Genomic DNA, 12,579 nt, shown 5'->3' on the forward strand with positions numbered 1-12,579 from the left:
CGAAACCGCGTCTTCAGTTGTGCTCTAGCGATTGGTCACCACGCAGACGCGCTCCAGATCCTCGGGGCGGCGCAGCCGCAAGAACTCACGCATCCTCATGGGGAAGAGCGATGGCCGACACTCCAACACCCGAAGCGAGAATCCCTGTCGTTCCGACAGCTCGCGAGCCTCTCGCTCGCTCATCACGCAGAAGACGCGCTTTTCCGAACGCCAGAGATCGCGCAGCTCTTCCGGAGAGAACACCTCGAAGATCTTCCGTCGCGTGTAGTAGCACAAACTGGGAGCTGTGTAGCGGTAATACCCCACGAGATCGTCCGCACGGGCTTCTCGCCGAATTCGCTCGGCCAGCGGTCGCACCGGACGGTACCGCTCGATCTCGGGGAGAAGTCCAGCTATCGCGGCGTGAAGGAGGGCGATCGCCGCGACCAGCAAACCCAAGACGCGACGCGGGCGCCATCGCCATCCTTGCCACACGACTCCTAACGCCGTAGCTCCAAGCGCGAGGGGCGGGAGATAGGCTAGTGGCTGATCGGGGAAGAGCGCGCGGGCAGCGTGCCAAAGCCAGCGAGCCCCAAGAAGCAGCATGACCGACAAAATGGCGAGAGTGAGAAGGAACCCTCTCCGTGCGGCAGATCGAGCCGCGTCCCGCGACTCGATTGCCTGGAACATATGGGCGACCAGCAAGGCCGCAGCCGGATAAAGGGGGAGCAAATACTCGTTCTGCTTGGCCGCCGAGAGGCTGAAGAACACGAATCCGAATCCAAACCAAATCAGCAACAGGGAGAGCTTGTCGGAAATCCGGAACGGTCGCGGACGCTCTTTCTCTTGGCCAGGAGATCGAATGCATTTCCATGCGATCCCGATGGCGAGCGGGAGGAAGAAGGACCACGGGGCGAACTCGCCGAGGAGCATCGGGACGTAGTACCAGAAGGGACGCCGGGCCCCATACATGCCATGCAGGTACCGGCTGACGTGCTCCCCGATGAAGAAGGAGAGGAGATACTCCGTTCCATATCGCCAGGTCATGAGCGCGAACCATGGGGCTGCGATCGCCGAGACGACGAGCACGCCCGATACCGGATGAAATCGTTTCATCGCCTCGAGGCGACGCGTGAGCAAGAGGAAGAGTGCGATCGTCCCCGCTGGAAGGACGATCCCCAACAAGCCCTTCGCCAGCACGCCAAGCCCCATCGCGACATAGCCGAGAAGAAGACGTCCGCGCGATCCCCGATGCCATCCGGAGATGAGGAAGTAAAGCGTCGCTGTGATCAAAAGCATCAGCAATGCATCAATGAGCGAGCGCCGCGCCACCATGATGAGCTTGGGGCTGGTCGCTAGAACAAGCGCCCCCCAGAGTGCCGAGGAGTGCCCGAGGAGGAACTCCCCGAGCCGATAGGTCAAGACGACCGTGGCGAAGACGCATAAGAGGATCACCACGCGTTCCGCCGCCTCGCTCGCGCCGAAAAGTTCGAACGAAAGGAGGACGAGCCAGTACGAGAGGATGGGCTTGTTCAACTTCTCTGCGAAGTTGAACCGCGGCGTGAGCCAATCTCCCGCCTCGCGCATCTCGCGTGGTCCCTCGACATAGAAGGCCTCATTAGCATCCCACAACGATGGGGTGCCGACGTGAATGCCGTAGGGGAGAAGGACAAGCGCTAGCCAAAGACCCGCGCGCCATAAGCGAGCAGATCCTAGCGCGCCGAGGCCTCCGCTCGATGTCGCTCGTTCGTGAACCTGTGCTTCTTGCCCGAGCACGAGGGGAATTGTAACATGGAAAAGCTCTAAGCCCGTCTCTGAAGCGTGCGACCGTTCGCTTCGAAACGGGCGCAGTCGCGAACGCGATTTGGAAGAAGGCCGCCTTAAGGTGGCGCGCGATGATCGCAAACGGACATTTGTAGGGAGGGAATATGAGGAGAGCATGGCTTATCGTCGCGAGCGCCGTGACGCTCGGCCTGGTCCTCTCACTCGAACGCGCGCAGGATCGAGCGAGCTTTCAGGTTGGCGATTCGACGCCCGCCTTCGATGTCGTGGATGTGACTGGCCCGAATAAGGGCAAGCAAATCTGCTATGTCTGAAATTACGCCTTGGCTCCTGTCGTCATGGCCTTCATCAAGGACGACAGTGAGACCTCGGCCAGGTTGGTCGAGAAGATTGATCGGCTCGTCGCTGCTCATCGCGAGCAAGGACTCCGAGGTTTCGTAGTGTACATCGCCGGTCCCGAGATCGCGGGTCGGCTGGAACGCCTCGCCGCTGAACGTCGTCTCACCATCCCGCTGACGTATCTCCCCAAAGGGGCTGAGGACTCAGCTCTTCAGAAATACCGGGTGGACCGCGCGGCATCCAATACGGTGATCGTATACACGCGCAAGAAGGCCGTGCACGTGGCGACGAACGTCACGCCCGAGGTGTTTGAACCTATCGCCCAAGCCGCCCGTTCGATCGTCACTCGCGATCAGTAAGCCGTCGCGCCTAGGCTCGTCAATCTCGAGCCGAAAGCGTGAAGCAGTAGGGGAATCTTTCACCTGCGAAGGACCGTGTCTCTTACGACGTCCGCTGCGGTGGGTGGACCGCGTCAGTGACTGGCAGCGGTTTGAGAAAGAGGACGCGCCTCCTCCGCTCCTGATCCGAGCGGTGAGCCCTCATTCGATGGAGATCGCTCTTTGAGCGGAGTGGGGACGATCTTCGCAAGTGGTGCGTTGATGAGGAGAAAGTTTCGGCTTTGCAGCTCCCCGCAGTGTTTGTGTCTTGATCTTCTTCCGCGCGCCTTCGCCGAGAGGCGCGGCGTTGACAAATTTCGGGGCCTCGTTCATCTTTGAGATGCCGGGCGATTTCTAGAGACGCTCCACACGATCGTCGTGTGGGGCGTCACCTTGTTGTCGGCGCGTGGAGGAGCGAGATGAGGGTACTTGTGACAGGCTCCACGGGGCTCATCGGATCGGCGTTGGTGCCGTTTTTACGCGCCGGTAGCCATGACGTCGTGCGATTGGCGCGCACTCGGCTTCAGGTCGGGGAGAACGTCATATTGTGGGATCCGGAGGCGGAGAGGATCACGCCGTCGGAGCTTGAGGGTTTTGATGCTGTGGTTCACCTTGCCGGGGAGAACATCGCTGGGCGATGGACGGCAGAGAAAAAGGCGCGCATTCGGGAGAGTCGAGTTCGCGGCACGCGATTCCTTTGCGAAACGCTCGCGCGACTAGAGCGACCGCCGGCCACGCTCGTCTCCGCTTCAGCCATCGGATACTACGGGAATCGAGGTGATGAGCTCTTGCGCGAAGAGAGTTCACCGGGGCAAGGATTTCTCGCCGAAGTGGCGGTGCAGTGGGAAGCGGCGACGGAACCGGCGGCTCAAAGAGGAATTCGGGTCGTATGCCTTCGGTTCGGCATCGTCCTCAGCCCGCGCGGAGGAGCCTTAGCGCAGATGCTTCCACCTTTTCGCCTCGGCTTAGGAGGACCCATTGGATCTGGGCAACAGTATTGGAGCTGGATTGCCATAGATGATGTCCTGCGCGCGATCCAGCATGCGCTGCTGACTGAGGGCTTGCGTGGTCCCGTCAACGTCGTCTCTCCCGATCCGGTCCGCAATCGCGAATTCGTGCGGACGCTTGGGCGCGTCCTTGGCCGACCGGCGCTTCTGCCTATACCCGTTGCGGCCGTGCGCTTGCTCTTCGGACAAATGGGAGAAGAATTGCTGTTGGCCAGCCAGCGCGTCGAACCGATTCGCTTACTCGCTTCGGGCTTCGTCTTCCAGTATCCGGACTTGGAAGGCGCCCTTCGTCATCTTCTCCGAAAGGCGTGAGCGCGCGACTGTACGATGTAGCGCTCATCGGCGGTGGACTCGTTGGGCTCGCTACGGCGCGCGCCCTTCTGGAGTCACTGCAGCGGTGTTCGCTCGTCGTCTTGGAGGCTGAGCCTCGCCTGGCTGCTCATCAAAGTGGGCGCAATAGCGGCGTCATCCATTCGGGCCTTTACTATCGCCCCGGTTCGCTCAAAGCGCGCACGTGCGTCGAGGGACGTCGGGCACTTTATCGCTTCTTGGAGGAACAGCAAATCCCGCATGAGCGCTGTGGGAAGTTGGTGATCGCGACGTCTGAGCGCGAGCTCCCCATTTTGGCCGATCTGCAGCGGCGCGGCCACATGAACGGCCTTCAAGGCCTCCGATGGTTGCGCTCGGGAGAGATCCCGGACTACGAGCCACATGCGCGCGGACTCGCCGCTCTTTGGGTTCCGGAAGCGGGGATCACTGATTTCGCGCTCGTCGCCCAAGCGCTGGCGCGTGACATCAGCCAACGCGGTGGGGAAGTACGGACCAGTGCTCGCGCCTTGCGCGTGCATCGTCGGAGCTCGGAGATCATCGTGGAGACGACGACCGGCGAGGTCCGATGTCGTGTTCTTGTCGGATGCGCCGGTCTTCAAGCCGATCGCGTGGCGCGCCTTTGCGGTCTTCATCCCGATCTGCGGATCATCCCTTTTCGCGGGGACTATTACGAGCTGATTCCCGAACGGCGCGCCTTGGTCAGGAATCTCATCTATCCCGTCCCTGATCCGGAGTTGCCGTTCCTCGGCGTTCATTTCACCCGTCGCGTGGATGGACGCGTCGAGGTGGGTCCGAACGCCGCGCTCGCGTTCAAACGCGAGGGGTATACGCGGTGGAGCATCTCCGCACGAGATGTGGGAGAGATGTTCGCCTTCTCCGGCTTCTGGCGCTTGATCGCCCGCTATGGACGGGTGGGCCTTCGTGAGATGGCGCTCAGCTTCAGCCGGCGCGCATTCGCCCGCGCGCTCGAACGGCTCGTCCCGGACATTCGTCCTCAAGACCTACGGCCTGCGCCTTCTGGCGTGCGCGCTCAGGCCGTGAATTCATCGGGTCGGCTCGTGGACGATTTTCACATCCTCGAAGCCGAGCGCATGGTGCATGTTCTCAACGCTCCTTCACCCGCGGCGACGGCCTCATTGCGCATCGGAGAGATCATCGCCGCTCGCGTCCGCGCGCATTTGGAGGGATGAAAATGTCTTCCTAATCGCCCACTCACGGGAGGTACGGCAACGGACTCCGACTCTCCACGAAACGGCGCAGGTTCTCTATCACTTCGGGCCGCGCGAATAACTCGCAGAAGAGGTCAATCTCCTGGCGCAGATCCTCGTAAGGGATCGGCTTGATGAAGCGCTTCGCAATTCGGCGCACCTTGGAATCAAATTTCACGATCTGTGCTGCCGTCGTTCGAGCGACCGCGAGCGCTTGCCCTTCGGCCACCAATTGGCTGACGAGTCCCGCAGCGTGTGCGCGCGCAGCGTTGATGCTGCGCCCCGTCAGCAGGAGATCGCGCACGACACCATTGCCCACGTCTCGCTTCAAGCGCGGAATGCCCCCGAAGCCCGGGATCAATCCCAATCGCAATTCCGGAAAACCGAACCGCGCCATCTTCTCGGCGATGATGAGGTCGCACGCCAGGGCCAGTTCCAATCCTCCACCGAACACCACGCCGTGCACAGCCGCAATTGTCACAAGCGGCGTCGCATCGAGCCGATTGAGGACGCGATGGATGCGTTCGAGGAACTTCCGCACGCCGGCCGTGCGTTCGGCCACGTCCAAATCTCGCGCGCGTTCGTACAGCTCCCGCAAATCGGCTCCGGCGCTGAACCCACAGCGCACGGCGCTGTAGAGGATGACGACGTGCGCTTTTTCCGTCAGCTCATCCAACGCCCAGGCGAATCGCTCCAACTCCTCTAGCATCAGCGAGCCGATCTCGTTGCATGGCTCGCGATGGAGCTGAAGCTCCACGATGCCATCCCTCACCTCCCACGAGAGCGCTTTCCCCTGAAATCGCTCCATCCCGTCTTCTCCCGCTGCCTCACGTGCCCACGCGCTTTCCCCGACGTCCCCTCATTCGGAGGCAGAAGGCTTTTCTTCAGCGTAGAGCCGATCCGTCTTCGCGGCCATGATGAAATCGTTGCGATGCAGGCCACGAATCTTGTGCGTCCACCAGGTGACGGTGGCGCGTCCCCACTCGATCAAGATCGCCGGATGGTGATCCTCCTCCTCCGCCAGCGCGCCCACCTTGTTCGTGAAGGCCAATGCCTCGGCGAAATCTCGGAAGCGAAACGTGCGCTCCAGCCGCTTGATCCCCTCCCGTTCGACGATCGTCCACTCCGGCACTTGTGGGGAGAGCGCAGCGATCTCTTCATCGCTGAGAGGGGGGACATCGCCGCGACATGCTTCGCATTTCATCTCGGCCAGTGGCTTCATCAGCATCCTCCTCGCCTTCGCTCACTCTGTCGCGGGTACGCCGCGAACGCTAATTGATGGCACACGACCAGGGGACCTGTCAACGCGAGGGGCGAAGAGCCCGCTCGATCGCCTCCGTCATCTCCCGCATCAATTCGCGCTCGCTCACCCCACGCCAACAATGACCGCGACGTGGCCCATAGACGATCCGCGCCTCCGCCGGAGGATCAGCTCGCTTCAGGAAGTCCTCCAGCAAGTAGACGGCATTGTTGAGGAAGTAATCGTCGGCCTCCCCCATCCAAATGCGGAGCTTTCCCCGCAGCTTCGGGCCGAGCGTGGGCCAATTCCGCTCCAGGACGAGCCGCAGATCATATCGCCTCCAATGCTCGACGGCGTCGCGGTTGATCTGCCCCGTCTTCGGATCCCATAAGGGGACGGGACGCCCATCGGCGCCGCGCGGACCGTAAACAGCATTCCATGCCCCCCATTGTCCACCCGACATCGTGTAGCTATCGCCCAGACCCACGACGTTCTCCACCTGACACTCGTGCCGCATGGTGAATCGCACATCACCGCGTTCATCGCGCGCGCTCGGTCGCTCGAAGCCATATCGGTTCACGTAGGCGTTCTCGTCCTCGTAGATGTTGATGAGTTGAAAGGCGCGAAAATCCACGCTATCCGGACAATATGCCCACGCGCCGTTGAAGACGTCTGGATAGAAAATCTGAAGCGCCAGCGCGACCCATCCTCCGGTCGAACCCCCATCAAGCACACGCGCTTCGGGCCGACCCAGCGCGCGAAACGTCCGCTCCACATACGGGATCAGTTCCTGAACGAGCGCGTCACCGTACGGACCGTTATTCGCCGAGTTCACGTAGTATGGGTCTCCATAGGGACCGGCCCCATCCAAGTGCAGCAGGATCATTCGCGGCGTATCGTCCGCGAGCCACGCGCGCCGAAACTCCGAACCTTCGGCCATCAGCCGGAGTACGTTCGTGTATCGCGTGCCATATCCTCCAATGTGGATGCGAAGCGGATAGCGGCGTTCGGGCTCGCGCGCATAATCACGGGGCAGGATCACCCCGGCCCGCAGATACATGGGCCGACCGTGGAACGCGCTGAGGAGTCGAGAGGGGATCTTCACGAACTTCACATGCTCGGTCTCTTCGGGCGACTCTTCGGGGATCTTGTGCGTTAATTCCAAGCGAATCACGCCGCCCTGTGCAGGATCCACTCGGACGCGTCGCACATCGCTGTAGAGATTACCCGGGGCGTCCGGTCGTCGAATGTCCGGATTCCACATGAACACGGCCTGCACGAAATATTCCCCTGGCAGGAGCTGCCCAAGACGTTCAATCGGCACGCCGATCGCCGTCTCGTCCAGAATGGCCGTGCGATTGGGCCCGAAATCCCGAACATCCCGTCCGAAGACGGACGGCCCCTTGAGTCCCGTGCGCCCGATGGCGAAACGCGGTTCTGGCTCCGGTCGCGAGCTGAAGACCAGGAGCAAGCGCCCCGTCTGCGGCGTCTCAAGAAGCCCCGGGGCGACTCCCACTTCAACGCGAAACCCTGTCGAATCCGAGAGGCCGCGCCCGCCGAGGGCGAAGCTGAAGATCAGGATAAGTAACGCGACATTTCGCCCGAAAATCCCCATCGCAATCATCGCCCCTCCCTTCCATGCGCTCGATGAAGAAGGCGCGATCGTACCAATTCCGAGCTTCGCGCGTCAAATTCGCAGAAAAAACTCGTTGACGCGTTGTGGGCCTTCTCTATAAAATGGAGGCGCCATTTCGCCACGAGGCGAGATGGCGAGATCCACTCCAGTTCGAACGCGTGCTCCAGCGAGTTTCCGTCGGCGAGAGCGGTAGTCGAGGATGCTCGATATCGAGCGGAGAGCGCCGGATCCAGTCGTCCGTTCGCCCGAAGCCACGGGCAGAGGCGCTTGTGAAATCTGCGGGTAAACTGGAGCCGCTTTATGGACACGTCATCGGACCTCCTCAGCTTCGCTCGCGCCTTGCGTGTCGGGGGCTTCGAATTCACCTGGCGTGCGCAGGACGAGGCCTGGCTTCCACGCTTCAAAGGCTCGACGATTCGCGGCGCTATAGGCTGGGCCTTCAAGCGCGTCGTGTGCGTTCGTCCCGACGGGCAATGCGAACTCTGCACGGTGCGCTCGAGCTGCCGTTACCCCTACGTGTTCGAGACATCGCCCCCACCCGATGTGCCCGTGTTTCGCGGACAGCGTTTCGCGCCCCACCCTTACGTGCTGGAGCCTCCGCTCGAAGAGAAAGAGCGTTATGCTCCGGGCGAGCCCTTGACCTTCGGCCTTTGGCTTTTCGGACGAGCGGTGGCCGATCTCCCTTATGTGATCTTAGCTGCAGAACAGGCAGGACGCGCTGGCATCGGGCGAGGACGCGCTCGCTTCACTCTCGAAACGGTGCGCACTCGAGACGCCGATGGTGGGACTTTCGTGATCTACGACGGTTCGTCCAGGCGCTTCGTCTGGGAGAAGGGCGAACTGTGCTTGGAGGCGTTCATCCAGGCGCGGCAACTTCGACTTCAGAACTCTCCCGGGGATCGCGTCCGGCTTCGCTTCATAACCCCCACGCGCGTGCGCGTCGGCGGAGATTTACAAGGTGAGCTTCCTTTCGACCTATTTGTGCGAAGCCTGCTGCGGCGGCTCTGGCAGCTCGTACTCGTGCATGGGGATGAGCCGAAGGCGCTCGATCATCGCTCCTTGATCGAACGCGCGCAAGCTATTCCCGCCGTCCATCAGGCCCTCGTCTGGCGCGATTGGGAACGCTACTCGCATCGGCAGCGAACGAAGATGCGACTGGGCGGATTCGTCGGCGAAATCGAATACGAGCTGAAGGAGAACGCGCGAATTGATTTCCTCCCTCTCCTCATCGCAGGCGAACTCGTGCACGTCGGCACCGGCACGACTTTCGGACTCGGGAAGTACGTGCTCGAAATCGCTCATCATGAATCCGCGCTCAATTCGGTGCCCGCGACGTCTTAGCTAAATGACCGGAGATGCTCGGAAAGATTGCCGCCATATTGCTAATGTGGAAAAGCGCGAACCGACTTTGATACAGTCAGCCCTGCATGGAGGCGAAGATGAAAAAAGTCGGCTTTACGCTGGAGACTGTTACGCCGCTATTTTTGTCGGGCAATGATCAGAACAGCGTCGAGCTTCGCGCCGCGAGCATCCGCGGACACCTACGCTATTGGTATCGCGCCCTACTGGGCGGACTGGGGATCATACGACCGGACCAACTCCACGAGCTGGAGAGTCGAGTTTTCGGGAAAGAAGAGCAAGGATCTCCAGTACTCGTCAGGATCAAAGACATTCGCTGGGCCGGCGGGCGAATTAAGCAAAACAAAGAGCTTGATCTGGGGTATGACCAAGCGAGGAGGCAAACTCGTCGCCCAGGGTTGACCTATCTGCTCTATTCGACGCAGCTCGGCGGGAACGAACGTCCCTATGCGGATGTCGGGACGACTTTCACGCTGGAGCTTTCTTCGTTCAACGAGGAAGCTGAGAAGCTGTTGAAGCTCACGGCGTGCGCGCTTTGGTGCTGGACGCATTTCGGAGGACTCGGAACGCGCGCTCGACGCGGCGGAGGAAATGTTCAAGTCAAAGGGGTGAGCGACGAGCAGGAGATCTTTCGTGATCTTCCTGCCTTCACGATGGCGGACATAAACACTGTCGAGGCGCTGAAAAGTCATCTGGAAAGCGGATTGAGGAAAGTGCGCGGTCTTGTCGCCGAACTCAACAAGCTCGCGACGAAAACGCCAGGCAGCAGCGTGGACTTTCCCATCCTTCACCCGAATCATGCGGACATCTGGATCATTCGGACCACGTGGAAAGACGCTCTGAGCGCAATGGAAGAGGTGGGGAAGAAATTTCAACAGTTTCGACATAAGCGCAATCCTGATTTTCCTTCGGTGCTGAACGATTACCTGAACGCAGGTCGTTCGCCGACATTGGAACGGCCAGCCTTTGGACTTCCACTGCAATTTCGCTATCGTTCGGCGCCGCACAAGCAGGCCATGGTCGAAACGCAAAGGTTCACTCGGCGCGCCTCGCCGCTGCTGTTTCGCTTCCTCAAACTCGGAGATGGGAGAGTATCGCTCGTTCTGCTCCATTTCAGATCATCTTTCCTGCCGAGCGGAGAGATGCTCAAGATCAAAGACCAGTCGAAGGGGCCAAAGCAGAAACCTCAGTTTCTGAATCCCCCAACCGCTGCCGTTCAACAAGGGTTGACTCAGCAGTTTCGCGATCAATTCGGCGGTCATCTTGATGTGAGGAATTGGTTATGAACCAGGAAGTCTTGCTTCGCAAAATTCAAGCCTTGCTCCATGATCCGCCGGAGAAAGCGATCATTTTAGGCCGCGCGATCAACGGCGGCCATGAGGGTCGGGCAAAAGAGTTGATGGAAAAGCTCGGGCTTGACGGTGTGATTCCGGACGAGGTCAAAATCGCGGATCGAATTGCTTCGGCCGCAGACCGCGTGAACCTCAAGGGCTTTCCGACCGATTGGCCCCAGAACCCCTTGATCGTTCATCCGCTCTCGGGAAAGCGATTTCCCATCCAATCGCTTGCAGCAGTAGATCACCGCACGGTCATGAACTCTGTGGACGAAGTGTTTTCCGAGTTGCGGAGCGCGTATGGCGATGATCGGGAGAAGCTCTATCTGGCGCTCTGGCGCGAGTTGCTTCCCCGGCTTGAAGCCAAGTGCGAGCGAGATGGGATGGGGCAACTGTGGGAAGTGCTTCCGGCGGATACGCGCGTGCCCGATCACTCGATCTGGGAGCATCGCCGCGTGACGTCGGCCATTGCCGGAGCCTTGCCCAAGCCGGCGTTTCTCCTTTTCGCACTTGGACCCGTTCAGAGCTTCATCGCCGCTGCGCGAAAGACGCAAGACCTGTGGGCCGGCAGTTATCTGCTCTCCTACCTCTCCTGGCAAGCGATGAAAGTTGTCGCTGAAAGCTGGGGGCCGGATTCGATCATCTTTCCCGACCTATGCGGACAGCCATTCGCTGATCTCTGGTTGATCGAAGAGAAAGGATTGCGCTTCATCCAAAAGCCTACTGAAGAGATGCTCTCTTCGCCAACTTTGCCCAATCGCTTCCTGGCCATCCTGCCGATGGATGAAGCGGAGAAGATCGCAGAGCAAGTTGTCACAAATGTCCACGAGGCTTTCCGAGAGATTTGCTTCACCGTGAAACGTCGCGTCGAGCAAGAGGTCAGCATCACACCGGACAGCCAGTGGAATCGCATCTGGGAGCGACAGGTTGAAAACTTCTTGGAAACCTATTGGGCTGTGCTTCCGTGGGATGAGGATTACAAGGAGTTTCTCGAAACGTTCAAGACCTGGTGTGAGCCGCAGCAAGAGCCGTGGGAGTTCGCTGCGATTGTCGAGCAGTATGAGAGGACAGGCTACACGCCCAACATCGGCACCTGTTACAGCAAGCTCTACACGCTGACCGAACGTGGTCTTGGGAGTCGAAAAGCAACGCGCGAGTTCGCACAGCAGGTCGAGCCGCATTTCAAGTGCACGATGATTGCCGAACTGGAACCGGTGCATCTCGGTGAGCACACGGATTTCGGCAAGCTCCGCGAGTTTTGGAATAAGCGCATGATTCCTCGACTGCCGCTTCTTCGCAGCGGCGAGCGATTGAGCGCCATCGCGCTCACGAAGCGCCTGGCGGCGGCCTATTATTTCAAAGCTAGACTCGGATGGAACATTGAAACATCTTTCCCATCGACTAGCACAGTAGCCACGTCGTCCTTCAAGCAGCGAGTTCTCGAAGCGCTGCTAAATCGGGACAAGGAGCTCTTTGAGGCGGTCAATCGTTACGTGAGGTGCGTGCGGACCCTTTTGGGCGATGAGCGAGCGAAAAGCGCACCTCTTCCAAAAGTGGCAGAAGCGGCAGCTCGCGCTCATAGGCGGACACCCGATCTGCCTTGGGACTTCGCTCGCCTGGACGGGGATTGGCTTTTCGAGGAATCCTTCAATAGGCGAGATCTTCAGCGCGAGCTGATCGAGAAGTGGAAGGATAAGCCCTCTGACTTGGATTCAACGCGGAGCGAAGCTCTAAAAGCGCTCGCTGAACTGCTCGACTTCGCCAAGCGAAATAATCTCCGCGCACCCTCCCGATACTACGCCGTTCTGGTGATGGACGGCGATCAGATGGGGAAATGGCTGGCGGGCGAATTTGCTCCACGATTGCAAGACATCCTTCATCCGAACGTGTGGAATGAGCTGAGGCGTGACGGCGAGTGGCAAAAGCTCGGAGAAATGCCGCGTCCGCTCAATCCGTCGTTGCATCTGGCCATCAGCAAAGCGTTGCGC

At 60.1% G+C, this 12,579-nt stretch carries 11 protein-coding genes; 7 read left to right on the forward strand and 4 right to left on the reverse strand.

Annotated elements, in window-relative coordinates:
- Nucleotides 1–24 precede the first annotated feature (24 nt).
- Complete coding sequence (locus NZ746_06610) at nt 25–1,920, reverse strand: glycosyltransferase family 39 protein (GenBank protein MCS6817033.1); 1,896 nt, start codon at nt 1,918–1,920, stop codon at nt 25–27.
- Here NZ746_06610 and NZ746_06615 point away from each other — a divergent pair.
- The 4 genes from NZ746_06615 to lhgO all read left to right on the forward strand — a co-directional run bounded on the left by NZ746_06615 (nt 1,908) and on the right by lhgO (nt 5,004).
- A complete protein-coding gene (locus NZ746_06615) occupies nt 1,908–2,075 on the forward strand; it encodes a hypothetical protein (GenBank protein ID MCS6817034.1) in 168 nt (55 codons plus the stop codon). The two genes, NZ746_06610 and NZ746_06615, sit on opposite strands and share 13 nt — an antisense overlap.
- Before the next feature lie 9 nt (nt 2,076–2,084).
- On the forward strand, nt 2,085–2,459 hold the full coding sequence (locus NZ746_06620; GenBank protein MCS6817035.1) for a hypothetical protein: 375 nt from the start codon (nt 2,085–2,087) through the stop codon (nt 2,457–2,459).
- 437 nt (nt 2,460–2,896) lie between these two features.
- Nucleotides 2,897–3,796, forward strand: coding sequence for a TIGR01777 family oxidoreductase (locus NZ746_06625; protein MCS6817036.1), 900 nt, complete (start codon nt 2,897–2,899; stop codon nt 3,794–3,796).
- On the forward strand, nt 3,793–5,004 hold the full coding sequence (gene lhgO, locus NZ746_06630) for an L-2-hydroxyglutarate oxidase (GenBank protein ID MCS6817037.1): 1,212 nt from the start codon (nt 3,793–3,795) through the stop codon (nt 5,002–5,004). Before NZ746_06625 ends, lhgO begins: the two co-directional genes overlap by 4 nt.
- Before the next feature lie 22 nt (nt 5,005–5,026).
- Here the strand turns inward: lhgO and NZ746_06635 are convergent, their stop codons facing one another.
- The 3 genes from NZ746_06635 to NZ746_06645 all read right to left on the reverse strand — a co-directional run bounded on the left by NZ746_06635 (nt 5,027) and on the right by NZ746_06645 (nt 7,886).
- Nucleotides 5,027–5,830 (reverse strand): enoyl-CoA hydratase/isomerase family protein, encoded by an 804-nt coding sequence (locus NZ746_06635; GenBank protein ID MCS6817038.1) that lies wholly within the window; start codon nt 5,828–5,830, stop codon nt 5,027–5,029.
- A 51-nt stretch (nt 5,831–5,881) separates the two neighbouring features.
- Nucleotides 5,882–6,244 carry a 4a-hydroxytetrahydrobiopterin dehydratase gene (locus tag NZ746_06640; protein ID MCS6817039.1) on the reverse strand — a complete coding sequence of 121 codons (363 nt, stop codon included), beginning with the start codon at nt 6,242–6,244 and terminating at the stop codon, nt 5,882–5,884.
- A gap of 79 nt (nt 6,245–6,323) precedes the next feature.
- Nucleotides 6,324–7,886: an alpha/beta hydrolase-fold protein gene (locus tag NZ746_06645; GenBank protein MCS6817040.1), complete on the reverse strand. Its 1,563-nt coding sequence runs from the start codon at nt 7,884–7,886 to the stop codon at nt 6,324–6,326.
- Between the two features lie 312 nt (nt 7,887–8,198).
- Here NZ746_06645 and cas6 point away from each other — a divergent pair, with 312 nt between their 5' ends.
- The 3 genes from cas6 to cas10 all read left to right on the forward strand — a co-directional run.
- Nucleotides 8,199–9,239, forward strand: coding sequence for a CRISPR system precrRNA processing endoribonuclease RAMP protein Cas6 (cas6, locus tag NZ746_06650; protein ID MCS6817041.1), 1,041 nt, complete (start codon nt 8,199–8,201; stop codon nt 9,237–9,239).
- A 98-nt stretch (nt 9,240–9,337) separates the two neighbouring features.
- Complete coding sequence (gene cmr1 / locus NZ746_06655; GenBank protein MCS6817042.1) at nt 9,338–10,543, forward strand: type III-B CRISPR module RAMP protein Cmr1; 1,206 nt, start codon at nt 9,338–9,340, stop codon at nt 10,541–10,543.
- Nucleotides 10,540–12,579: type III-B CRISPR-associated protein Cas10/Cmr2 (gene cas10 / locus NZ746_06660; GenBank protein MCS6817043.1), on the forward strand; the 2,040-nt coding region annotated here is incomplete at its 3' end. The genes cmr1 and cas10, both read left to right, overlap by 4 nt.

The organism is Blastocatellia bacterium (assembly GCA_025055075.1).
Lineage (GTDB): Bacteria > Acidobacteriota > Blastocatellia > HR10 > HR10 > HR10.